Consider the following 24192-nt stretch of genomic DNA (forward strand, 5'->3'; position numbering starts at 1 on the left):
GTATTCCCGTGATTTCCCCTGTATTTGTTAGAACCGGGCGTGAAGTCAAAAAGCGATCTTAGGCTTGCCAGAAAGCCGTTAAAGGAAAGATATGGATCCTCATCCAATTCGCAATGATGACCGGTTATGGGAAGCGCTTGGTGCCTGTCGCCAAAGTTTCTACGGTGTCGGTATTTTCAGTGCCATCATCAATATTCTGATGTTGGCACCTTCACTGTATATGTTACAGGTTTACGATCGGGTTTTAGCATCAGGTAATGAAATGACATTGTTGATGCTGACATTATTAATGGTGGGATTGTGCCTTTTTATGGGGGCGTTGGAATGGGTTCGCAGCCTGGTTGTCATCCGCCTCGGTACCCGACTTGATTTGCGTCTGAATCAACGAGTGTTCAACGCGGCTTTTGAACGCAATCTGCGCGATAGCGACTCCAAAGCGGGTCAGGCATTAACGGATTTGACTTTGTTACGTCAGTTCGTTACCGGTAATGCTTTGTTTGCATTTTTTGATGCGCCTTGGTTTCCGCTGTTTCTCTGTGTGGTTTTTCTACTGCATCCGTGGTTGGGCATGCTGGCACTGGGGGGAGCGATATTTTTAATTATTCTCACCTGGCTAAACCAGCGGGTTACGCGTCGTCCTTTGGCCGAAGCCAATAAATTGTCAATGCAGGCCACCCATCAAGCCAATACGCATTTGCGCAATGCCGAAGTCATTGAAGCCATGGGGATGTTGGGGAATATGCGTCATCGCTGGCTGTCTCAGCATTATGGGTTTATCCGACTACAAAATCTGGCTAGTGAACGTTCGGCGGCAATAAATGCACTTTCAAAAAGTTCGCGCATTATTCTGCAATCGCTGATGTTGGGGCTGGGCGCATTGCTGGCGGTCAAGGGCGAAATTACCGCCGGGATGATGATCGCCGGTTCGATTTTGGTTGGCCGTGTGCTGAGTCCTATTGATCAACTGATTGGTGTATGGAAACAGTGGGTTGCCGCGCGTCAGGCCTGGCATCGCCTGCATTTGCTATTGCAAAGTCACGCCCACCGTGATGAGGCCATGATTTTGCCTGTACCCACGGGTAATCTCAGTGTTGACCATCTCAGTTTCCGCCCTGATACCGCCCAGCCGCCGCGGTTGTATAATATTCACTTTACTTTACGTGCTGGTGAAACCCTGGGGATACTTGGTGCATCGGGGTCTGGAAAATCTACCTTGGCACGTTTGTTAGTGGCGGTACAGACGCCGAGTCAGGGAACGATTCGTCTGGATGGTGCCGATATGAATCAGCTAGATAAGGACGTATTCGGTGCTTATGTCGGCTATCTCCCGCAGGATATCCAGTTATTCAGCGGTACGCTGGCAGAAAATATTGCTCGCTTTGCTCATCCTGATGCTGAAAAAACGGTGGCTGCCGCTAAATTGGCGGGTGTGCATGAGCTAATTCTTTCATTGCCTCAGGGCTACGATACGCTGCTGGGTGAAGGGGGGGCCGGGCTATCTGGCGGGCAACGCCAGCGAGTGGCGCTAGCCAGAGCAGTCTATGGCGATCCTTGCCTGCTGGTATTAGATGAACCGAATGCCAGCTTGGATATGGAAGGGGATCGTGCGTTGTTGATGGCGTTGGAGGCTCTACAACAACGCGGCTGTACCATTGTGTTGATTACTCACCGGCCAGCATTGACTGCTCGGGCGCATAAGTTATTGATCCTCAATCAGGGATCGCAACAGCGCTTTGGCAGTGTCAGGGAGGTGATGACTGAACTGCAACAGATGAGCGCAGCCAATCAATCTGCGTTGAAACCTGAACCGCAAACCGTAGAAATCCAAGGTTGAACGACGATAAAAGAGAATCAACTGATATGTCCAAACCACAAAATCAAACGCAGCAGGCATTTTTGCAAGAAGTACAGTGTAGCGAAAACAGGGCGTTGTACTGGGGATGGGGTTTGGTATTGGCTGGATTCGGTAGCTTTATGCTGTGGGCGCTACTGGCTCCGCTGGATAAAGGCGTACCGGTGACCGGTACGGTGGTCGTTTCGGGCAATCGTAAAGCCATTCAACATCCAGAAGGTGGCATCGTTGAACGTATTCGTGTCCACGATGGCGATCGGGTTGAAGCGGGAGAAGTGTTGTTGACGTTGAACGCAGTAAGAGCCCGCTCTGCCAGCGATGGGTTGACTGCGCAATATCATCAATTACTGGCTAATGAAGCGCGGCTGTTGGCCGAGCAAAAGGGTGAAACGCAGTTGCTCAATACACCACATCTAGAACTGGCCAGGCAACAACCTGGTATGGCCGATATTCTGGCGTTGCAACAGCAATTACTGAATAGCCGTCAACAGGCGTTGCAGTTGGAAATGGATGGCTTGCGCGCCAACATTGCCGGATTACAGGCCACGATGAATGCGCAACGGCGGGTTCTCAGCAGTAAAAATCTGCAAAAACAGGCACTTTCCCAACAATTAGCCGGTTTGCAATCTCTAACGGAAGAGAATTATGTACCGCGCAACAAAATGCTGGAAACCCGACAACGGTATGCCGAACTTAATGGCGAAATAGCTCAGCTTAGCGGCGAAATCACCCGTGCCGAGCGGGAAATTCAGCAACAGAATTTTCGTATCAGTCAACGTCAGCAAGAATATCAGAAAGAGGTCAATACTCAGTTGGCCGAGTTACAGTCCACGTTAACCTCGGTAATTAGCCAATTGGAAAGTGCTGATTTTGATTTAGCCAACGTGCAAATGCGTTCGCCGGTCGCCGGTACCGTGGTGGAAATGAAAGTCTTTACCGAAGGTGGTGTGATTGCTGCTGGGCAGTCATTAATGGAAATCGTACCGGATAATCAACCGCTGTTTGTTGATGCACGGGTGCCAGTAGCTATGGTGGATAAAATCCAAACGGGTTTACTGGTTGAACTGCAATTCACCGCGTTTAATCAAAGTACGACGCCTAAAGTAGAAGGCACCGTGAAACTGCTCTCAGCCGATCGCTTGCTGGATGAGCGCACCGAAGAACCTTACTACAGTATGCGAGTGGAAGTTAGTGAAACCGGGCGGCAGAAGCTCGATGGCCTGGACGTCAAACCCGGTATGCCAGTTCAGGGGTTTGTTCGTACCGGAGAACGGACACTGATGAATTATTTGTTTAAACCCTTGATGGATCGCCTACATATGGCATTAACGGAAGAGTAAGGATCGCAGGATGCCCTTAAAGTTATGCGTTATTTTTCTCACCTTGTTACTGCTGCCGCTGTGCAGCAATGCATTAGGATTATTGGACGCTTGGGAGTTAGCGGTACGCAACGATCCGCAATATCGCGCCGCAGGCTATGAACGGGATGCCGGTCAGGAGGAAGCCTCTCTGGGATTGTCCGGTTTGTTACCGACGGTGCAATATACTTATGGCGTAAACAGCAATGACTCGACGGTCAGCCAGGCCGACAACCGTAGCAGTAATCAGGTTAGGCGGGACTATGATAGCTACGTTTCGGTCTTGTCTTTGCGTCAGCCGCTGATTGATTACGGTGCCTATGCCCGTTATCGCCAGGGTATAGCCAGAAAATTGTTTGCTGACCAGCGTTACCGGGATAAAAGCCAGGAACTGATGGTCAGATTGTATCGGGCCTACAGCAATGCCTTACTGGCTCAGGAAAAACAGACTTTATTGGCAGCACAGCTCCGTGCTTATCAGGAACAGATCCAATTGAATCGCCGTTTACTGACGGCGGGTGAGGGAACGCAAACCGATATTGATGAAACCGAAGCTCGCTATACCTTGACGCAGGTGCAACTGATTGAGCAGCAAGATACGCTGGACAGCCAGTTGACCGATCTGGAAAACATTATTGGCCGACCGGTAAATCTGGCTGAATTACGCCCATTAACGCTGGAAAGCCTGCCGCAGAATCTCGACGATGGCCGTACATTGGCGCAGTGGCGGGAACTTGCCATTCGGTATAATGCCCGCCTTGCCGGCCAGCGGGATAATCTGGATGCCAAGCACGACGAGATAGAAAACAGTCGCAGTGGACATTTGCCAACCTTACAACTGGTTGCTTCATCCCGTCATTCCCGTTCGGAATCCGAACAAAATTACAATCAGAAATATGATACGCAGAGCATTGGCTTGCAGTTGAACGTGCCAATTTATGCTGGTGGTAGCGTATCCAGCGCAACGCGTCAGGCGACAGCCTATTACCAGCAGTCGCAGGCGGAATTAGATCAGGAAACCCGGCAAGTTCTGGCGGAACTAAAGCGTCAATTCAACTTGAGCCGCAGTGGTGCAGCTAAAATTCGAGCCTGGCAAATGGCGGTAGCTTCTGCCCAAAAAGTCTTGATTGCCACCAGTCGTAGCGTCTTGGGTGGGGAGCGTATCAACTTGGATGTCTTGTTGGCAGAACAGCAGTTATTCAACTCGCGGCGCGATTTGGCCGAGGCTAAATACGGTTGGTTACAGTCGTGGCTGGAATTGCGTTACAACGCCGGTACCTTACAGGAGAATGACCTGCTGCAACTGGCCGCGTGGTTTGAACCAGAAAATCCCAGATAAAGACGCTGAAATAAAAGGAAAACTGCGTTTCCTCGTTTTCATCTTGGATTTATCTACTATTTAGGTTTGTTAATCTGATTTTTTAATCTATATCAACATTATAAATGCGATTATCAGGTTATTATGCCACGGATCCTGATGGGGCGCGTTTCCCCATCGGGCGAATATCATCAGTTAATATATCGATTGTCAGAGGAGAGGCTAGATGCACTCAGCAGCCGATTATATCACCCTGGGGTTAATTGCGCTTATTTTTGGCGCCTGCATGTACGGTCTATTTGTTACGCCTAAGCAAAAATAAGTCTTTGCGCCCTACTCGGTTCGAGTGGGGCAATCACCTTATGGGTCAAATAACATTTTCCCGCACTTCAATGCCAGCATAGATAATACTTTTTCAGTTTATTCATCGGTATGACTTAAATGATTCCCGTATAATTATATCTGTGGAGCAAATGTTATCAGTAGCATAATAATGCCAAAAAACCATAGAATAAATTTGACTAAGAACGGAGAGTTTACTGATAAAATAATTTATCAACGACGATAATAATTAATCGAGCTGAACTATAGTTAATCTATTCTAATTAAAGTATCAGTAGCACGATAAGTCATATAACTTGGTTTTTACACAATATTAGTACTGATTTTCCTTTATGTATTAACCGTGCTGGTGCTTATTACCTTGCTGCTCTTAGGATTGTATCCGCAAACCCAACTGACTTTAGCCTATGACGGCAAGATATTACCCGCCGAATACGGTTATCCCGATAAGATTATGTATACCAATCCCATTGGGTACAAAAAACCTATATATATTCAGTCAATTATCGTCACCAATACTGACCTCGGAGGCTTTTGGGAAAACTAGGGTGACAACGAATTTGACGGCCGTTAGCCTTTTTTCCTATGCCTCTTTTCACTCCGTTCTAAAAGGATCATTCCATGAAAAAACATATTGTTGTGTTGTTTTGTAGTTGTATGGCATTGGGCATGGGTATCGCCCATGCAGAAGATGCCATGAGTAGTGCTCCGGTTAAAGATATGAGCATGAAGCAGGATGAAATGCATAAAAAGGAAATGATGAAAAAGGATGATATGCACAAACAGGAAATGATGAAAAAGGACGAAATGCATAAAAATGACATGATGACAAAAGATGGTGTGCATAAAAAAGAAATGATGAAGAAGGACGAAATGCACAAAAAAGAGATGATGAATAAAGACAGTATGAAAAAGCCAGTTCCCGAAGGGGAAATGAAGAAAGCCACAACGTCGTATTGATGGCAAGCCGATCGGGCAATGCGCGATCGGCTTTATTCATGACAGGCGATAAATGTGGTGTCACACGCGATTATTTGCACTGGATGCTTAAACCCAGGGTATTAGGCTCGTCGGGTACGCCAGACGCGGATTATTATGCCAGGGCGTGAAAACATCACCAAATTCCCTAACAGAATGAACACCAAACCTAATACGGCATTACCATGCCATTGATAGCCTTCGTAAAATGTCGATAGACTCAGTGCCACGAGAGGGAATAATAACGTGCTATATGCCGCGGCATTGGCACCGATACGCCCAACCAGACTGAAATAGAGCGCAAAAGCAATAGCTGAGCCGAAAATAGCCAGATAAAACAATGCCACGAGATAATGGGTTGACCAATCCAGACTAAAACTATCGTACTGTGTCCAGGCAATGATGCCCATAATTAGCGTTCCATAACCCATGGCGTAAGTATTGGTTGAGAGCACATCTAAACCGTGGCGCTGATGACGGCTACTGATCATATTTCCCAGCGAAAATCCATAAGTGCCCAGCAGGCTCAGGCCAATACCTTTGAGCAATGCTGGCTCCAATTGTGCCGCTGTAAGATCGTGCCAGAATAACGCTACAATGCCAGTTAAACCCAGCATACTGGCCGGAATAAAGTTGGGATTCAGACGTTGGCGGAAGAATATCAGGCCATTTATGGCATTAAACAGTACCGCCATAGAGAAAATAACCGATTCCAGCCCACTACTGATATAAGCTGCTGCCTGATAAAAACAATAGAAATTAAAACCGAATACGCACATTCCCTGCACAATACAGAATAAGTGATCCTGCAATTTAATTCGCCGCAGACGGCGGCTTACTAGCAAAATAACCCACATGGTGCTAGTGGCAATGAGAAATCGGTAAAAAATGGATTGGATGACCGGCACTCCACCTTGTTGCAGGGTAATGGCGATCCAGGTGGTGCCCCAAATCAAGACGACGGCAGTATAAAGCAAGGCATTCATCGCTATTCTCGTTTATAACATGATGAATGCAGTATGACTTGCCAGCAATATTCGCGCTTTCAGCTTTTTGCCAGCACTTGCATAATCTTGCGCATTTATTGGTTGGGATAATCGTGAATATCTGGTTTGATCTTGGTCAACTGAGTACACTGTTATTTCAGTTTTATAAGGAGTCGCCCCGGTGAAATCCGCTAATTATCAGGCTTTCGATACCCTGAGAGGCCATAAGGCACAGTTACAAAACTCGGTGCGGTTAGGGTCGGGCATTCAACTGGCGGCCTGGACGAACAGTAGGGATTGCGTGACACTGGATAATCCTGATCATCATACCCTGAGTTTATACGTAGCCGATGGTTATGAGTGTTACCACAAAACGGCGGGAGGATGGAAAAACGGTGGTGGACCTGATCGGTTTTGTATCATGCCAAAAGACAGTTATTCCAGTTGGGATGTGCGCACCGATCTCTCATTTGTGCATCTGTATTGTACTGATGATCATTTGCACGAACTGGCCGAAAAAATCTGGGATCGCAGCCCGACCTCGCTACAAGTTGATGAGCGGGTATTTGCCGATGATAAACAAATCACGCTGCTATATCGACAGTTTTTACTGAGTTGTGACTGGCAGGATCGTGCCAATCAATTGACCTTGAGCAGTGCCAGTACCTTATTGCTAACTCATATGTTGCGCCATTATACGCAGTTACAATGGGCATTGCCGCAGGTCACTGGCGGCTTGGCACCCAGTGTATTGAATCGGGTGAAAGACTATATAGACAGTCAACTTTCGGAACCTTTGCTACTATCCGATTTGGCCGCGCAGGCACAGTTAAGCGAATTTCATTTCGCCCGTATGTTTAAACAGAGCACCGGTCTGGCTCCTCATCAATATGTGATGAAATTACGTCTGGAAAAGGCGCAGTCGCTACTGCGCTATGGAACATTACCGTTGATCGATATTGCGCTGGTTTGCGGTTTCAGTTCAGCCAGCCATTTCAGTCACCGTTTCAAAAGTACCTTTGGCTATACCGCTTCGGCGTTACGGCAGGAATACCGCTGATACTCGGTTCTGCATAATAATATTCATTGTGGATATCTCAGAGGTCTGCAAAGGATCGGGTTTTAAATATGCAGGGCAACTCAGGCAGACTATCGTGGTTAATAGGCCAAATAGGGATATCGAGAGGTTCGCGATCATCAATACAGAATAGCCAACAGTTAACCAGATAGTCGCCCTATGGTTATCCAAGGATAACGTTAACAACAAAGAGCCACTGAAGTGGTCAGACTGCTGACAAACCGCGATCCTGCGATCTCTGCCGGTTTTCACCGCAGCGAGCACTTTGTCATTAACCTCAACCACCAAAGTGGTGTTGACCGGATCTTCAAATCCACATCGAGCTTATTTAGTGTAGGTGAAAGCCGCGCTTCGCTGTTTTCTAGGTTGTGTGGGGACGGATACTTTATTATGGAGGGAGAGAGGGTTTATGATTTAAACATTATCTGGATTCAATAGCAGTGCTTAATACGATAATCCAGAGATGGTTAAATAAAAAAGTGAGCATGGAAATAAATTATCTTTTTTTATCTTTGCAGCACGCGAAATGCAAGAGTGTCATTATACTGTAATCATCTGGCGGTAATTTTCACACGGTGTACAGCTTAGGCTGTTATTTATCACTGCGAGGATCGCTAATGGTAAAGTCCTGGTTAGGGCTATTAAGGCAAGAGCACTTATTTCACCCCCAAACTCGTTGTAACGAGGGTCGACTCACCGTCTCTCAATTATTGGTTCAAAATCTAACTTCTCCCTCTGATATTTTATGTTTATCCCGGATGTTTCTCCCCTGCGTTAGTGTATTCAACACATCCCTAAAGGGATGGAGTTGTTTGCGTTATATGCATTTTTCATTGGCTATTATTGGCTACGAAGGAAGCCAAAAACCTAATCCGTATGTGAAACATAATCGCGCAGGCAGTCACTGCTGCGGTAGGTGAAACAAACTGTAAGGTGCCATTATGGGAAGACAAAAAGCAGTGATCAAAGCTCGTCGTGAAGCGAAACGTGTGATAAGACGTGATTCACGTAGCCATCGTCAACGTGAGGAAGAAAATGTGACATCGTTAGTTCAAATGGGCGGTGTTGAATCCATTGGGATGGCGCGGGATAGTCGTGATACTTCTGCTATTGTGGCGCGAACTGAAGCTCAGAGTCATTACCTGGAAGCGATAGCCAGTAAGCAACTTATTTTCGCCACTGGCGAGGCGGGTTGCGGCAAAACCTATATCAGTGCCGCGAAAGCAGCGGAAGCATTAATTCACAAAGAAATTGATCGGATTATTGTTACCCGGCCAGTTTTGCAGGCAGATGAAGATCTGGGTTTTTTACCCGGTGATATCTCTGAGAAATTTGCACCTTATTTCCGCCCGGTCTATGACATTCTACTGCGCCGTTTGGGATCATCATTTATGCAATATTGTTTGCGACCGGAAATTGGCAAAGTGGAAATTGCTCCTTTTGCTTATATGCGTGGACGGACGTTTGAAAATGCAGTGGTCATCCTGGATGAAGCACAGAACGTGACGGCCAGCCAAATGAAAATGTTTCTGACTCGCCTAGGAGAGAACGTAACGGTAATCGTTAATGGCGATATTACCCAGTGTGATTTACCTCGTGGCGTCAAATCGGGTCTGAGCGATGCGATGGAACGTTTCTCTGAGGATGAGATGATAGGAATTATCCGTTTTGATAAACAAGATTGTGTTCGCTCGGCGTTGTGTCAGCGGACGTTAAACGCATATTCCTGATGCGGTAATGTTCTGTCGGTAAATTAATGCCAAAAGGGCAAGCGCTATGCTTGCCCTTGTCTATCCAAACGGATCTGAAACTACAGCATAATAGTCATCATGTAGGCGGCAAATAATGCCAGATGAGCGGTGCCATTCAGGACATTGGTTCTGCCACTGGAGAATGAAACCTGACACAACACCAATACGCTGACCATCACGACCATGTGTGGGGCTTCCAGGCCAAAGGTCAATTCCTGCCCGGTTAATACCGCAATCAGCGTCACCGCAGGTACTGTGAGAGAGATTGTTGCCAGCACTGAGCCGAAGAACAGGTTCATGGCGCGCTGTACCTGATTGGCCAATACCGCTTTTAATGCCCCCAAACCTTCAGGTGACAGAATCAGCAAAGCGATAAGAAAACCAGTAAATTTGGCGGGAGCATTCAGCTCAGTGAGCAGACTTTCCAACGGATTCGCGTCAAATTTGGTCACGGCAATAACAGCCATCAAATGCACCAATAACCAAAATGTATGCCATAGACTGCTGTGGGAAGAGGGTTTACCGTGGTGAGGATCGGTAGGATCATCACCTTCATCTTCGTGTTCATACACAAACAGGCTTTGGTGTGTTTTGGTTTGAATTACCAGAAACACGCCGTACATCGCAGCGGAAATTAATGCGGCAACCAGTGATTGCGCCACGCTGAAGTTACCACCTGGAAAAGTCGCGGGCAGTACCAATACAATGATAGCCAGAGGAAAGATCGCCATCAGGTACTGCTTGATACCGACCAGATTGACGTGTTGGGTGGCGAATTTACGGCCACCTAGCAGTAGCGATATACCAACCAGCCCACCCACGACAATCATAATAATAGAATATAGAGTGTCTCGCATCAGCGCGGGTGCCGCATCCCCAGTAGCCATTATTGCGGAGATTAAGCTGACTTCCAGTACCACAACGGACAGACTGAGAATCAAGGAACCATAGGGTTCACCCAAACGGTGAGCCAGAACGTCGGCATGGCGAACCACGCTGAAAGCGCTGCTAAGAATGGCCACTAGGGCAATAAGATTGATAACAATGATGGCGGTAAAGTTGCTGGTATTTCCCCATGAGCTGAGGATAACTAACGCGATGACGGGCAGAATAAGAGAATATTCGTGATGGCGGGATTTAGATCGGCCAGGATCTTGCTGAGACTTCATTTCAGGTGCGCTCCTTATTATTTTATAGCTCTAAAAGTAGCGTTAAGTCCGTTTGACGTACATAAAGTGACTATTTACAAAAAAAAGAGGCCAATACTAGCAAATAACAAGAGGTTGGTAGTATTTATTTACCTATTTTTTAACACGAGCCAATCTAGTCCGCCAACTCATTTAAGGATGGACATATCAGGGCGATATGTCCAAGACCGGGCAGAAATTTATCTTGTCGATCAGCTATCGAGATTATCCATCACATCATGGCGTTTCTGATGATAGGCTTCTTCGGTCATCCCTTCGCGCCAGTAAGGTACGGCGTAGAGTTGTTCGCGCTCACAACCTTTTTCACGACGCAGATAACGGCGCAGTAGCACCACCAATTTATCTTCGCCTGCCAACCAAAACATGACATTTTCCGTCGGTAAGTCGAATGAACAGAATTGAGTGACGATTTCATCCGTTTTCTCTGTTCCACCAATGATCCAGTTCAGTTCGATACCGACCGGTTTTTTCAGATCAATTCTGTCCTGATCGCTATCAATGCGAATGATGACCTGGCCTTCAACCTGCGCTGGCAGGGATGCCAGCAATGCAGCGATGGCGGGTAGTGAGGACGGGTCGCCAACCAGATAATAATGTTGCGCCGCAGGCAGCATTGGGTGCGGGCCGCCGGGATTGCTGATGCCAATCCAATCATTTTCCTGTGCATTACGGGCAAAATCGACCGCAGGGCCATGATGGTCGTGGATGGCAAATTCAATGTCTATTTCACCGACGGCAGGACGTATGGCTCGCACTGTGTAGGTGCGTACCACGGGGCGTCTTTTTCCTTCCGGCCAAATCGGGCCTTTATCACTGAATACCGGTAATGTCGGTTGAGTTTGCCCAGCTTGCGGAAGAAATAATTTCAAATGAGCCCCTGCGCTATCGGTAGGATAATTGGCTAGAGAAGGGCTATAAAAGGTAATACGACGTAGATGCGGGGAGATATCTGATACTTTTTTGACCTGAACCAAACGGGGCGGTGGCGCACGATAAGGGGGGTTGTTTACAATAGCGTCAGTGGTCACGTTCTCATCCTTTTCATTGTATTCAATATTCAGTCATGCAGAGATGGGCTGTTTCAATGAGAGGATTATATCACCGAGTTATGTGAATGATAATTATTTACATATATTTAATGCGCTGATAAATAATGATGTCAGATGTTTTTTGCCAATCATGACTCGGAGCAGGGACTGGCACCGCTGAAATTCAGTCTAAATTGTTATTATCTGGTGGGAACTGGATACGAACTTCAGTTCCACCTGTTTCTCGTTGTCGAATTTCGCACTGCCCGCCCAAACTGTGGGCGCGATCGTGCATAATCATTAATCCATAATGGTTAGGACGCGCGCTGCTGTCGCCAATACCTAAACCGTTATCCTGCACCACCATCACCACTTTCTCTTGTTCGCGAAACACTTGAATACTGACCTGAGTACATTGAGCGTGCTTATAAATATTATTCAGCGCCTCGCGGGCGACCTGTACCAGATGAATAGCTTGATGTGCGGGGATCAACTCTGGCGGAAGCTGATAATCAAGCGTAACCGGTACGCCGATTCGGTCGCTAAACTCTGCCGCGCTGGCTTCCAATGCCGCATTCAGCGTGGCTTCGTTGAGTTTTAACCTGAAGGTGGTGAGTAATTCGCGCAACTGCCGGTAGGCAATATTTAGCTCCTCACGCATTTGTTGCATCAATACCTGGCTGGGTTCGGGGAGATCTTTTGCATGCTGTTGTAGACAACTGATCTGAATTTTCAGGCAAGAAAGAGATTGAGCGATCGAATCATGCAGTTCACGGGCAATCGCGGAGCGTTCGTTCATTAGCAATAACTGTTGCTGATGTCGGGCCTGATTCTCCAGCGCCAGCGTGCTGGTTAACTGTTCGACCAGCATATGGATCAACTGTTGCTGATCAGTATTAAGCGGTTGGTCAACGGGCTGTCTGGCCAATAGCAGACCATATTGCTCCAGTTTGTCACTCAGGCTCCAACTTAGCGATTCCCACTGGTAACTCGGCGTCAGGGCATGCTCCAGATCGGCGCTACTGATAATGGAACTTTGTGCCGTATTGAGCGGATTATGATAGCTATCACCCGCGCTACCATACAAACAGATCTGAATATTTTTCAGTGGCGTTAGGGATTGTAATTGCTCGATAACCGGGGTTAAACGCTGCGCCAGAGGCTGATGGGTATGCAATTCCTGGCTGCTGCGATACAGGAAAGCCAACACCTGATTTTTTTGTTGCAAATCAGCGGTTTTTTCTTCAACCCGTTGCTCGAGATCGGTATAAATCAGCGACAGCTCCTGCGACATGCGATTTAAGGCCATTCCCAACGTTCCCATTTCGTCTCGATTATGGGTCAGGGTGTAGCGTCGACTGAAATCACCACGGGCAATGGCATTCGCCATGGCAATGAGCTGTAGCCAAGGGCGCAGTAACCGACGGCGCAGATAGAAGGTTGTGGCGAGCAACAGCACCAGCGTCAGGGCAATAAACACCCATTGAATCACCGATACCCGCACGATTCGTTGTTCGGTTTTATGGTCGATAGCCAGCACCAGAGCATCAAGTTGGTGAACAAAATTGGCCACCTGTGGCGCGACATCTTCAGCACGCTGCGCCTGCTGTAAATCCGGTTTCAGGATTTGGCTCCAGTACTGATTGAGCTGTAAATAGGGTTTGGTCAGGCCTTCTCGTTGCAGGGATTGTTGTAGGTCTATGCTGGTTTTATCCCGCTCCAACGCGTCGATATAGGGTAAATCATCACGCTTTAACGGTACCATTGATAGCAAACGATAGCTTTGCATCCGCAGCGAACCCGCTTTGTTAATCGCATGGGCATTGCCCTGAATACTGTGAGCCATCCACGAAGAAATACTCATACCGGCCAGACCCAACAAACTCAGTAACAGCATCATCAGGGCAACCTGATTAACCAGGGGGATCAGGTAGCGTTTCATTCAGTGGATTCCTCGCGATAATCATCCCTACTACCTTAGCGTTTTTGTGGATAAAGCGTTAGTACTAATGGCTTTTCATCCCGGCGGCGGTCATCATCATGCGAAACAGCATAGAAACCATCAGCAGTGCCAGCACGCTGCCACACCATATCAAGATCAGCCAGCCCAGTTTTTTCCACCAAGGGGCGACATGGCTGTTAGCTTCCACGCGCGTTGACGTTTTTTTAAACATAGTCTTTCCTGTGACTCAAGCGAGAAGATGTGGGCTGGCATCACCAGCCCGTAGAAAATCAGTGATAGCCTTGATCATGATTAATCTTGCCGCGGAACACGTAATAGCTCCAGAAGGTATAAACCAGAATAATTGGGATAATAAACAGTGCGCCAACCAGCATAAAACCGAGGCTTTGCGGCGGTGCGGCGGCGGCCCAAAAGGTGATGGATGGTGGGATCAGATAAGGCCAGATACTGATGCCTAATCCGCTGTAACCGAGGAATACCAATAACAGTGTCAATAGGAAAGGAGCATAGTGACCACGTAATTGCACGCTGCGCAACAATGCCCAGGTTGTCAGCAATACCAGTATTGGAACCGGTAGGAACGCGTAGAGATTAGGTAAACTGAACCAACGTTCGGCAATCTGAGGGTGAGCCAGCGGCGTCCATAGGCTGATAATTCCGATCACTAATAACATCAGTAAGGTGAGCGGCGTAGCCAGGCGCAGCATGGCATTTTGCAGGTGCCCTTCAGTCTTCATCACCAGCCAAGTACAGCCGAGTAGGGCATAGGCGATCACTAAACCCAAACCTGAAAACAGAGCGAACGGAGTCAACCAGTCAAAAGGCCCACCGGTATAAGCGCGGCCGGTTACCTCGAAACCGTTAATAAAAGCGCCAAGCACCACGCCTTGGGTAAAGGTTGCCAGCAGAGAACCACCAATAAAAGCCTTATCCCAAATATGCTGCTTCTCCGGGCTGGCTTTAAAGCGGAATTCAAAGGCCACACCACGGAAAATCAGCCCGAGCAGCATGAGTGTTAATGGAATGGTCAAAGCATCCAGAATCACCGCATAAGCCAGCGGGAAGGCACCGAATAACGCCGCACCGCCCAAGACCAGCCAGGTTTCATTACCGTCCCAAACCGGTGCTACGCTGTTCATCATCAAATCGCGATCACGACTGTCCTTCACCAATGGGAACAACATACCGATACCCAAATCAAAACCGTCCATCACCACATACATCATGGTACTGAATACAATAATGACAAACCAAATCAGTGGAAGATCCATACCCATATTCAGCTCCTACGGCTCTGAGTGTTGTTGTCGTCGAGGCTATCACTGACTGCGGACAATGGCCGCGATGGTGTCCGCGTTTGGCCAGGGCCACCTTGCTCTGGATAATCTCCTTCATGTTTTACTGGCCCTTTACGAATCAGGCGCATCATATAGGCGTAACCCACGCCGAATACCGAACAGTAAACCAGTAAAAAGGCCAGCAAGGTGATGCTCATATGGATTTCACCGTGACCGGAAACCGCATCCTTGGTGCGCATCAAACCATAAACCACCCAAGGTTGGCGGCCCATTTCAGTGGTAAACCAACCCGCCAGCAGGGCGATCAATCCAGACGGACCCATCCATAGGATGAAATGCAGGAATGGGCGACTGTGGTACAAATTGCCGCGCCAGCGCAGCCATAAACTCCAGACACCCGCCAGAATCATCAACATCCCCAAACCCACCATAATGCGGAATGCCCAGAATACGGCTGGCACATTAGGGCGATCTTCTGGCGGGAAGGATTTGAGCGCCGGAACCTGTTTATCCAGACTGTGAGTCAGAATCAGACTACCCAGATAGGGAATTTCCAGCGCATAGTGATTTTTTTCCTGTTCCATATCCGGCCAGCCGAATAGCACCAGCGGTGTCGCTTCACCCGGATGATTTTCCCAGTGTCCTTCAATGGCGGCGATTTTTGCCGGTTGATATTCCAGGGTGTTTAAGCCGTGGGCATCGCCAATCATCGCCTGAAGCGGCGACACAATCAGTGCCATCCACATCGCCATTGACAGCATTTTTCGCATAGCGGAAGTATCGCGCCCGCGTAACAAATGCCAAGCCGCCGACGCGCCGATGAAGAAGGCTGAGGAGAGGAATGCGGCGGTGGTCATATGGAGCAATCGGTATGGAAAGGACGGGTTAAAAATCACTTTTATCCAGTCCAATGGCACCACTTGCCCATTCACCACTTCAAAGCCTTGCGGCGTTTGCATCCAGCTATTGGATGCCAGAATCCAGAAGGTCGACATCAGAGTGCCGAGCGCCACCATACAGGTAGCAAAAAAATGCAGGCCGGGGCCGACACGATTCCAACCAAATAGCATAACGCCGAGGAAACCCGCCTCAAGGAAAAATGCAGTCAAAACCTCATAGGTCAGCAGTGGGCCGGTGATGCTGCCAGCAAATTCGGAGAAAAAGCTCCAGTTGGTACCGAACTGATAGGCCATCACCAGGCCGGATACCACGCCCATACCAAAGTTAACGGCAAATATTTTCGACCAAAAATGGTACAGATCGCGATAATCCTGATTTTTGGTTTTCAGCCACAAACCTTCCAGTACCGCCAAAAAGCTGGCTAATCCAATAGTGATCGCCGGAAAAATAATGTGAAATGAAACGGTGAAAGCGAACTGGATTCTGGCCAGTTCAAGCGCAGTTAACCCAAACATGCGAACCCCTTATCAAACATGGTGCTTCCTTATAATCTTCATAGCGGTGTAACGCGATAACGTTGCAGGTGATAGGTATCACGGTAAAATAAACAGCGCCGGGCTGGCACAATCGCATCCTTCAGATAGGTATTCCTGTGGGTAGTAACTGAGATCCCTATGCGGCAGTACATTGATTTTATCAATGCCGATACGGTTATTTCTGGCTAGCAGGCTTGGCAGTAAGTTAACCACAGGTTAAAGTAGGTATAATAGTGACAGTTAATGCAATATTACCTATAACAGATAAGCTATGACTCGATATGAACAGTTAGCTAGCCAGATACGATCCCAAATCCAGTCAAAAGTATGGCAGGCGGGAGACAAATTGCCCTCGCTGCGGGAAAGCTGTAAACAATCCGGCTTGAGTCTGATGACCGTAGTTCAGTCCTACCAATTGTTGGAGAGTCAGGGTTGGATCGTCGCGCGGCCACAATCGGGTTACTACGTGGCCTCACGTCCAACGCAATTACCGCAGCCGCAACGTGGAACCCAACTTCATCTTTCGGAACAAGTGGATATTAATGCCTTTATCTTCGAGGTATTACAGGCGGGAAAAGATCCGTCGATTGTGCCTTTCGGTTCGGCATTTCCCGATCCCAGTCTATTATTGCAACCCCGTTTATCGAAAGCGTTAGCCAGCGTGGCCCGTAAAATATCGCCGCAAAGTTCGGTCACCAATCTACCACCGGGTAACGAGAGCCTGCGACGGAATATTGCCCAGCGTTACGCTGCCAGCGGCATGAATGTTTCGCCAGAGGAAATTGTGATCACCGCCGGGGCGATGGAATCGTTAAGCCTGAGTCTGCAAGCGGTTACCGATCCGGGAGACTGGGTCGTGATTGAATCACCGGCATTTTATGGCGCATTGCAGGCCATCGAACGCCTACGGCTAAAAGCTATCGCGATTACCACTCATCCACAGTTGGGCATCGATTTGGATGCGCTGGAGCAGGTGATTGGACAATATCCGATTAAAGCCTGTTGGCTGATGACCCATTTCCAAAACCCGTTGGGATCGACGATGCCGTGGAGCCACAAGCAACGGTTGGTTAATTTGTTGCAGCAAAACAATATCTCACTGATAGAAGATGATGTTTACGGCGAGCTGTATTTTGGCGCGCAGCGCCCTTTACCGGCCAAGGCGCTGGATCAGCACCGTCAGATTCTACACTGCTCTTCATTTTCTAAATGTCTGGCTCCGGGTTTTCGCGTGGGCTGGGTGGCGGCAGGGATTCATGCTCAGCGTATTCAGCATCTGCAATTGATGAGCACGGTTTCAGCCAGTGTACCGACGCAGCTGGCTCTGGCGGATTACCTGACGCAGGGGGGTTACGATACCCATTTACGCCGCTTACGCCGGGTGATGGAACAGCGCCTTAATAGCATGCATCAGGCGGTGGTCGACGCTTTCCCGAGAAACGTTAAGATCAGTCACCCTGGCGGCGGCTATTTCCTATGGCTGGAAATGGAACCGCCATTCAATACCAATGAACTGTATTTACGTGCGTTGGAACAAGGAATTAGCATTGCACCGGGACGGATGTTTACCACCGGTAATAAGTTTGATCATTGTTTCCGCCTCAATGCTTCTTTTCCCTGGAGCGGTCACAGCGAGCAGGCAATTAAAACGCTGGGGCAGTTGGTCTATCAGCTCAGTGGGCAGTCCAGCGCTGGAAAACCCGTGCGTTAGACCGGCCACTATTCAGTAGCAAAGAACCGGGTGCCAAAAGTGACCCGGTTTTTTTTGGCGATATCAGCTTGTTTCGTCGCTTAACTCTGTGACTCATTCAAACGTTTTTAGCCCGTGTAACGTCACTTTCTCTCCGAATGCTTGCCGGCGTACCTTTTCCATTAATCTGAAATCCCACCCAATAAGCGCACTAAATTAACGCACTCTCTGCTCAGATATAGGGCAATCACACGCGCAATTGTTTGTTTTGTGTTGCGCAAGTGTGATCAGGTAGAGCAAAAATAGAACTTTCTTGAGCTTTGAATAGTATTTCATCTTTCATTGCGTAGATTCGCCACTGTTCTAGTTAAAATTCATTATGAATGCTTGTATCTTGCATAACTATGCAAAATAAAGCCTTGATTTTAAGTAAAAAAACAATTCATTCACATTTTGAGCGGTCTGGCACAAAAGCTGCTCTACACTTTATATCAAGTGAATTTGTTTCATTATGAATTGTTAATAGGGTAATCGTGCAGGGCCGGTTTGATTTCTCAACCAGCAATATCTGTTCGAGGAGTCACATTTTTACGCTGGCTATTTTCGCCGCAATCGCTGGTGGGAAAAGCGCCAATAGAGAATGCCCGAATTCAATGATAATGCCGGAAATGACAGACCGGTATCGTGAGCATTCAAACGCAGAATTCAAGCTGATAAAGAGGTCTATATGGAACAACCAATCTCGGTCACCCGTCAATCATTCGATGACTGGCTTGTCCCCACCTATGCACCCGCTGATTTTATTCCGGTGCGAGGTGAAGGCTCGACCCTTTGGGATCAACAGGGAAAGTCGTACATCGATTTCGCTGGCGGTATCGCGGTGAATGCGTTGGGACACGGGCATCCTGCGCTAAAAGCAACGTTGCACGAACAAGCTGAAAAACTGTGGCATTTAGGCAATGGCTACACCAACGAACCCGTGTTGCGATTAGCCAAACAGCTGATTGATGCCACCTTTGCTGAAAGAGTCTTTTTCTGCAATTCGGGTGCAGAAGCCAATGAAGCTGCTTTGAAACTGGCGCGCAAATACGCCTTGGAAACTTACGCTAACAAACCGGGCCAGTCGGGTGAAAAAAACCAGATTGTTTCGTTCCGCAATGCCTTTCACGGCCGCACGTTATTTACCGTTTCGGCCGGTGGGCAACCGAAATACTCGCAGGATTTTGCTCCTCTGCCTGCGGGTATCAGCCACGGTATTTTTAACGACCTGGCATCGGCAGAAGCGTTAATCAACGCACAAACCTGCGCGGTTATCGTCGAGCCGATTCAAGGTGAAGGTGGGGTAATTCCGGCGGACGCAGATTTTCTGCGTGGGCTGCGTGTTCTGTGTGACCGCTTCAACGCATTGCTGATTTTTGATGAAGTACAAACCGGCGTCGGTCGTACTGGCGCGCTATATGCCTATATGAATTATGGCGTGACACCGGATGTGCTGACCAGTGCCAAGGCATTGGGCGGCGGATTTCCCATTGCCGCCATGCTAACCACCAACCGTTTTGCTGGGGCGTTGAATGTCGGTAGCCATGGCACCACGTACGGTGGTAACCCGCTGGCCTGCGCGGTGGCAGGCACGGTAATCACCTTGATTAATACCCCTGAGGTGCTGGCGGGCGTTAAACAGCGTCATGAATGGTTTAAACAGGGATTAACTAAAATAAACGAACGTTATCCAGTATTTAGCGAGATTCGCGGCAGCGGCTTACTGATTGGTTGTGTGTTAAAACGTGAATATGCCGGCCAGTCAAAAGCGATTATTCAGGCTGCAGCACAGCACGGTGTTATTGCACTGATTGCCGGGCCAGACGTGGTGCGCTTCGCACCTTCGCTGATCATTTCGCCAGCGGATATTGAAGAAGGACTGGCTCGACTTGCCCGCGGTATTGAGCAACTCTGTCAATAGGACTCACGCAGTAAGCAAAGGACCTTGATTATGATGATTATTCGCCCGGTAGAACGCCGAGATCTGGCCGATATCCTTGAACTGGCTGGAAAAACTGGCGTAGGCATGACTTCACTGCCAAAAAATGAGCAGCACCTTGCCGCACGCATTGAACGGGCGTTGAGCACTTGGCAAGGGACTTTGGCTGCGGGCGAGCAGGGCTATCTGTTCGTACTGGAAGACAGTGAACGGAATAAAGTGGTGGGCGTCAGTGCCATTGAAGTCGCCGTCGGCATGAACGATCCCTGGTATAACTTTCGCGTAGGAACGCTGGTTCACGCCTCTAAAACCCTGAATGTGTATAAATCAGTGCCCACGCTGTTTTTGAGTAACGACCATACCGGTTACAGCGAACTCTGTACCTTATTCCTCGATCCTGAATATCGTCAGGGCAAGAATGGCCCGTTCTTGTCCAAAGTGCGATTTTTGTTTATTGCCGCATTTCGCCAGTATTTTTCCCGCAAACTCATTGCTGAAATGCGTGGTTTTACCGATGAGCAAGGACGTTCTCCTTTCTGGGAGAATGTAGGTCGCCACTTCTTTGCTATCGAATTTGCCAAAGCGGATTATCTGAGCGGAACCGGTCAGAAAGCCTTTATTGCTGAATTGATGCCGAAACATCCGCTTTATGTGGATTTCCTCGCCCCAGAGGCTCGAGCGGTTATCGGCCAGGTTCATCCCCACACTGCGCCTGCGCGTGCGGTACTAGAAACCGAAGGCCTGCAATATCAGGGCTATGTGGATATTTTTGACGGCGGCCCAACGCTAGAGGCCAATACGGATGAAATTCGTGCCGTTCGCCAAAGTATCCTACGACCGGTTTCTATTGATGATCGTGCGCTGTCTCATGGCGGAACCGCTTATCTGGTCGCCAATGAAAATTATAACCACTTCCGCGCCTTATTGATTGATACCGAATTAACCGACGAAGTCTTGCACCTGAACAGCGAAAGTGCTGCAGCACTGGGCGTGAAACAGGGCGGTACGGTGCGTCTGGTTAGTCTATTTTCCCTGGAGACCCAAAAATGACGCATCCCGCGCTCTTTATTCAAGGGGAATGGCACACCGGTAACGGTGAGTCTTTCGCCAAGCATGAACCGATGGACCAGCAGTTATTATGGCAAGCTCGCGCAGCCAATGAACAGGATGTGGCTTGCGCTTGCGCCTCAGCTCGCGCCGCTTTTCCCATCTGGTCAGCGACCTCTCTGGAGCAGCGAGTGGCGATTATTCAGCGTTTTGCCACCTTGCTGGAACAGCATAAGCAGCAACTGGCGCGAGTGATCAGCCTGGAAACCAGTAAACCGTTCTGGGAAACGCTGACTGAAATTCAAGCCATGATTAGTAAGGTCAATATCTCTTTGCAGGCATACCAGATACGCACTGGCAGCAGTGAATCACCGATGCCCGATGCGCTCTCGGTAGTGCGGCATCGTCCACACGGTGTGCTGGCGGTCTTCGGGCCATACAACTTCCCCGGCCATTTGCCCAATGGACATATTGTTCCGGCTCTGTTGGCGGGCAATACGCTGGTGTTTAAGCCTAGCGAACTGACACCGCTCACGGCTGAAGAAACCGTCAAATTGTGGCAGCAGGCAGGCATCCCAGCCGGGGTGCTGAATCTGGTTCAGGGAGGGCGGGAAACCGGTATCGCTCTGGCGGGGCAACGCAATATTGACGGCGTGCTGTTTACCGGTAGCGCCGCCACTGGTTATCAACTGCATCGCCAGTTGGCTGGGCAACCGGAGAAAATGCTGGCGTTGGAAATGGGCGGCAATAACGCACTGATTATTGAAAAGATTGCTGATCGGGATGCTGCGGTGAATCTGGCTATCCAATCGGGATTTATTTCTGCTGGACAGCGTTGTACCTGTTCCCGCCGGATTTTGGTTAAACGGGGTGCTGACGGGGATACATTCCTGCAACGCTTTATCGCTGTGGCACGCTCCTTAATGATTGGCCGCTGGGATCAACAACCTCAACCGTTTATGGGCGGGGTCATTTCACTTCAGGCGGCCGACAAGATGATGGCGGCTCAAGAGCGGTTGATGGCCTTGGGTGGTAAACCGTTACTGACCATGACCCGACCCGATGTGCAGGGTTCGATATTAACGCCAGGAATTATCGACATGACTGGGGTGGCCAATGTGCCGGATGAAGAATATTTTGGGCCATTGGTCAGCATTATCCGTTATGACAATTTTAATGAGGCGCTGGATATCGCCAACCAAACTCGCTTTGGTCTTGCTGTCGGCCTGGTTTCTCCTGATCGTAAACAGTTTGAACAACTGCTGCTGCAAGCTCGAGCCGGTATCGTCAACTGGAATAAACCGCTGACTGGCGCATCCAGTGTGGCACCGTTCGGTGGTATTGGTGCCTCGGGGAACCATCGTCCCAGTGCATTCTATGCCGCAGATTATTGTGCCTGGCCGATGGCATCGCTGGAAAGCGATAGCCTGACGCTACCGGCAACGCTCTCACCGGGCATTTCGTTTGATGTGACCGATCCGCTATAAGTAGCAAGTCGTGCTGGAGAGACCGATGGCAGGATATGAATTAAATATGGATGGTTTGGTTGGGCTGACTCACCATTACGCCGGTTTATCCTTTGGTAATGAGGCGTCAACCACCCACAAAAACAGCTTGTCTAACCCGAAACTGGCGGCTAAACAGGGCCTATTAAAAATGAAGGCGTTAGCGGATTTGGGTTATCAGCAAGGCGTATTACCGCCGCAAGAACGACCTTTCCTGCCACCGTTGCGCCAGTTGGGATTTAGCGGCTCGGATCAGCAGGTGTTAAGTCAGGTTGCACGGGAAGCGCCACGTTTATTGTCGGCTGTCAGTTCGGCCTCGTCGATGTGGACAGCCAATGCCGCCACTGTGTCGCCTTCAGCCGATAGCGCCGATGCACGGGTGCATTTCACCGTAGCCAATCTGAATAACAAATTTCATCGAGCTATTGAAGCCGATACCACGGCATCTATTCTGCAACGAGTATTCCATCACCCGCATCACTTTATGCACCATATGGCACTGCCCGGAGTTGAGCTGTTTGGTGATGAAGGGGCGGCTAACCATAACCGTTTGGGCGGCGACTATGCGCAACCCGCCATTCAGGTGTTTGTTTATGGCCGACAGGGAATGGCACAGGGAAACGCGCCTGGCCGCTATCCGGCACGACAAACCTATGAAGCCAGTCTGGCGGTGGCACGATTGCACCAGCTTGATAGCAGCCGCACGGTATTTCTCCAGCAAAATCCTGAGGTGATTGATCTGGGCGTTTTCCATAACGATGTGATCGCAGTGAGTAACCAACAGGTGTTATTCCATCATCAACAGGCCTTTTTGGGCGGCAACAGTGCACTGAGCGAGCTGCGGCAAAAAATGGCCAATATTGAACAACCATTAGTGGCGATTGAAGTGCCAGCCAATCGAGTATCGGTGAAAGATGCGGTAGCTACCTACCTGTTTAACAGCCAGTTACTCAGTAAGCCGGGAGGGAAAATGTTGCTGGTGATCCCGCAAGAAGCGCGGGATCACGCCGGCGTGTGGCGTTATTTATCCGAACTGATAGTCAGCGGTGGGCCCATTGATGAAATCAGCGTATTCGACCTACGAGAAAGTATGCGCAACGGCGGCGGCCCAGCCTGTTTACGGCTGCGGGTGGCGCTGAACACCACGGAGCTCAAGGCGGTGAATCCACGGATCATGATGACGTCTGCACTTTTTGTCACTTTGAATGATTGGGTCGATCGCCATTATCGGGACCGATTACAACTGAACGATTTGGCCGATCCCCAGTTATTGCAAGAAGGACGGCAAGCGTTGGATGAACTGACACAGATTTTGGATCTCGGCTCAGTTTACAGCTTTCAGAAGATTTAAACGGGTAACTGGATGACAAGGAGCA

18 protein-coding genes are annotated in these 24192 nt (G+C 48.9%); 11 read left to right on the forward strand and 7 right to left on the reverse strand.

Annotation, left to right across the window (positions count from 1 at the left end):
- Window positions 1-91 precede the first annotated feature (91 nt).
- The 4 genes from DJ39_RS10090 (at window position 92) to DJ39_RS10105 (ending at window position 5830) form a co-directional block, all read left to right on the forward strand.
- Window positions 92-1834 carry a type I secretion system permease/ATPase gene (locus tag DJ39_RS10090; RefSeq protein ID WP_004720589.1) on the forward strand — a complete coding sequence of 581 codons (1743 nt, stop codon included), beginning with the start codon at window positions 92-94 and terminating at the stop codon, window positions 1832-1834.
- Between the two features lie 26 nt (window positions 1835-1860).
- Window positions 1861-3192, forward strand: coding sequence for an HlyD family type I secretion periplasmic adaptor subunit (locus DJ39_RS10095; RefSeq protein ID WP_004720590.1), 1332 nt, complete (start codon window positions 1861-1863; stop codon window positions 3190-3192).
- Window positions 3193-3202: 10 nt separating this feature from the next.
- Complete coding sequence (locus DJ39_RS10100) at window positions 3203-4549, forward strand: TolC family outer membrane protein (RefSeq protein ID WP_004720593.1); 1347 nt, start codon at window positions 3203-3205, stop codon at window positions 4547-4549.
- A 942-nt stretch (window positions 4550-5491) separates the two neighbouring features.
- Entirely contained in the window at window positions 5492-5830 is a 339-nt protein-coding gene (locus tag DJ39_RS10105) for a hypothetical protein (RefSeq protein WP_004720597.1), read from the forward strand.
- Window positions 5831-5931: 101 nt separating this feature from the next.
- Here the strand turns inward: DJ39_RS10105 and DJ39_RS10110 are convergent, their stop codons facing one another.
- The gene (locus DJ39_RS10110) at window positions 5932-6834 is read right to left on the reverse strand and encodes a DMT family transporter (protein WP_004720598.1); all 903 of its coding nucleotides are present in this window, start codon (window positions 6832-6834) and stop codon (window positions 5932-5934) included.
- Between the two features lie 181 nt (window positions 6835-7015).
- Here DJ39_RS10110 and DJ39_RS10115 point away from each other — a divergent pair, with 181 nt between their 5' ends.
- Both DJ39_RS10115 and phoH read left to right on the forward strand, forming a co-directional pair.
- Window positions 7016-7894, forward strand: a complete 879-nt coding sequence (locus tag DJ39_RS10115) for a helix-turn-helix domain-containing protein (protein ID WP_004720600.1) — start codon at window positions 7016-7018, stop codon at window positions 7892-7894.
- Window positions 7895-8853: 959 nt separating this feature from the next.
- Window positions 8854-9642 carry a phosphate starvation-inducible protein PhoH gene (phoH, locus tag DJ39_RS10120; protein WP_004720601.1) on the forward strand — a complete coding sequence of 263 codons (789 nt, stop codon included), beginning with the start codon at window positions 8854-8856 and terminating at the stop codon, window positions 9640-9642.
- An 80-nt stretch (window positions 9643-9722) separates the two neighbouring features.
- Here the strand turns inward: phoH and chaA are convergent, their stop codons facing one another.
- The 6 genes from chaA to DJ39_RS10145 form a co-directional block, all read right to left on the reverse strand.
- Window positions 9723-10832: a sodium-potassium/proton antiporter ChaA gene (gene chaA, locus DJ39_RS10125; RefSeq protein WP_004720603.1), complete on the reverse strand. Its 1110-nt coding sequence runs from the start codon at window positions 10830-10832 to the stop codon at window positions 9723-9725.
- Between the two features lie 230 nt (window positions 10833-11062).
- Complete coding sequence (locus DJ39_RS10130) at window positions 11063-11899, reverse strand: siderophore-interacting protein (RefSeq protein WP_004720605.1); 837 nt, start codon at window positions 11897-11899, stop codon at window positions 11063-11065.
- Window positions 11900-12083: 184 nt separating this feature from the next.
- The gene (gene narX, locus DJ39_RS10135) at window positions 12084-13841 is read right to left on the reverse strand and encodes a nitrate/nitrite two-component system sensor histidine kinase NarX (protein WP_004720606.1); all 1758 of its coding nucleotides are present in this window, start codon (window positions 13839-13841) and stop codon (window positions 12084-12086) included.
- A gap of 64 nt (window positions 13842-13905) precedes the next feature.
- Complete coding sequence (locus DJ39_RS17465) at window positions 13906-14073, reverse strand: DUF2474 domain-containing protein (RefSeq protein WP_069971713.1); 168 nt, start codon at window positions 14071-14073, stop codon at window positions 13906-13908.
- A gap of 58 nt (window positions 14074-14131) precedes the next feature.
- A complete protein-coding gene (gene cydB / locus DJ39_RS10140; RefSeq protein WP_004720609.1) occupies window positions 14132-15139 on the reverse strand; it encodes a cytochrome d ubiquinol oxidase subunit II in 1008 nt (335 codons plus the stop codon).
- A 2-nt stretch (window positions 15140-15141) separates the two neighbouring features.
- Window positions 15142-16575 carry a cytochrome ubiquinol oxidase subunit I gene (locus tag DJ39_RS10145; RefSeq protein WP_004720611.1) on the reverse strand — a complete coding sequence of 478 codons (1434 nt, stop codon included), beginning with the start codon at window positions 16573-16575 and terminating at the stop codon, window positions 15142-15144.
- A 292-nt stretch (window positions 16576-16867) separates the two neighbouring features.
- On the opposite strand from DJ39_RS10145, the gene DJ39_RS10150 reads away from it, so the two are divergent.
- From DJ39_RS10150 to astB, 5 genes are all read left to right on the forward strand, one after another.
- Window positions 16868-18307, forward strand: a complete 1440-nt coding sequence (locus DJ39_RS10150; RefSeq protein WP_004720616.1) for an aminotransferase-like domain-containing protein — start codon at window positions 16868-16870, stop codon at window positions 18305-18307.
- Window positions 18308-19013: 706 nt separating this feature from the next.
- Window positions 19014-20246 carry an aspartate aminotransferase family protein gene (locus DJ39_RS10155; RefSeq protein ID WP_004720617.1) on the forward strand — a complete coding sequence of 411 codons (1233 nt, stop codon included), beginning with the start codon at window positions 19014-19016 and terminating at the stop codon, window positions 20244-20246.
- A gap of 30 nt (window positions 20247-20276) precedes the next feature.
- Window positions 20277-21314 carry an arginine N-succinyltransferase gene (astA, locus tag DJ39_RS10160; protein ID WP_004720619.1) on the forward strand — a complete coding sequence of 346 codons (1038 nt, stop codon included), beginning with the start codon at window positions 20277-20279 and terminating at the stop codon, window positions 21312-21314.
- Window positions 21311-22798, forward strand: a complete 1488-nt coding sequence (gene astD / locus DJ39_RS10165) for a succinylglutamate-semialdehyde dehydrogenase (protein WP_038251342.1) — start codon at window positions 21311-21313, stop codon at window positions 22796-22798. The genes astA and astD overlap by 4 nt, the downstream gene beginning before the upstream one ends.
- Window positions 22799-22823: 25 nt before the next feature.
- Entirely contained in the window at window positions 22824-24167 is a 1344-nt protein-coding gene (gene astB / locus DJ39_RS10170; protein ID WP_004720624.1) for an N-succinylarginine dihydrolase, read from the forward strand.
- Window positions 24168-24192 lie beyond the last annotated feature (25 nt).

It is taken from the genome of Yersinia ruckeri ATCC 29473 (genome assembly GCF_000754815.1).
In the GTDB taxonomy this organism is placed as follows: domain Bacteria; phylum Pseudomonadota; class Gammaproteobacteria; order Enterobacterales; family Enterobacteriaceae; genus Yersinia; species Yersinia ruckeri.

Excerpts from the sequence above, each read along its gene's own strand:
- DJ39_RS10090 (WP_004720589.1), top strand. The coding sequence starts at position 92 with ATGGATCCTCATCCAATTCGCAATGATGACCGGTTATGGGAAGCGCTT.
- DJ39_RS10095 (WP_004720590.1), top strand. The coding sequence starts at position 1,861 with ATGTCCAAACCACAAAATCAAACGCAGCAGGCATTTTTGCAAGAAGTA.
- DJ39_RS10100 (WP_004720593.1), top strand. The coding sequence starts at position 3,203 with ATGCCCTTAAAGTTATGCGTTATTTTTCTCACCTTGTTACTGCTGCCG.
- DJ39_RS10105 (WP_004720597.1), top strand. The coding sequence starts at position 5,492 with ATGAAAAAACATATTGTTGTGTTGTTTTGTAGTTGTATGGCATTGGGC.
- DJ39_RS10110 (WP_004720598.1), bottom strand. The coding sequence starts at position 6,834 with ATGAATGCCTTGCTTTATACTGCCGTCGTCTTGATTTGGGGCACCACC.
- phoH (WP_004720601.1), top strand. The coding sequence starts at position 8,854 with ATGGGAAGACAAAAAGCAGTGATCAAAGCTCGTCGTGAAGCGAAACGT.
- chaA (WP_004720603.1), bottom strand. The coding sequence starts at position 10,832 with ATGAAGTCTCAGCAAGATCCTGGCCGATCTAAATCCCGCCATCACGAA.
- narX (WP_004720606.1), bottom strand. The coding sequence starts at position 13,841 with ATGAAACGCTACCTGATCCCCCTGGTTAATCAGGTTGCCCTGATGATG.
- DJ39_RS17465 (WP_069971713.1), bottom strand. The coding sequence starts at position 14,073 with ATGTTTAAAAAAACGTCAACGCGCGTGGAAGCTAACAGCCATGTCGCC.
- cydB (WP_004720609.1), bottom strand. The coding sequence starts at position 15,139 with ATGGGTATGGATCTTCCACTGATTTGGTTTGTCATTATTGTATTCAGT.
- DJ39_RS10145 (WP_004720611.1), bottom strand. The coding sequence starts at position 16,575 with ATGTTTGGGTTAACTGCGCTTGAACTGGCCAGAATCCAGTTCGCTTTC.
- DJ39_RS10150 (WP_004720616.1), top strand. The coding sequence starts at position 16,868 with ATGACTCGATATGAACAGTTAGCTAGCCAGATACGATCCCAAATCCAG.
- DJ39_RS10155 (WP_004720617.1), top strand. The coding sequence starts at position 19,014 with ATGGAACAACCAATCTCGGTCACCCGTCAATCATTCGATGACTGGCTT.
- astA (WP_004720619.1), top strand. The coding sequence starts at position 20,277 with ATGATGATTATTCGCCCGGTAGAACGCCGAGATCTGGCCGATATCCTT.
- astD (WP_038251342.1), top strand. The coding sequence starts at position 21,311 with ATGACGCATCCCGCGCTCTTTATTCAAGGGGAATGGCACACCGGTAAC.
- astB (WP_004720624.1), top strand. The coding sequence starts at position 22,824 with ATGGCAGGATATGAATTAAATATGGATGGTTTGGTTGGGCTGACTCAC.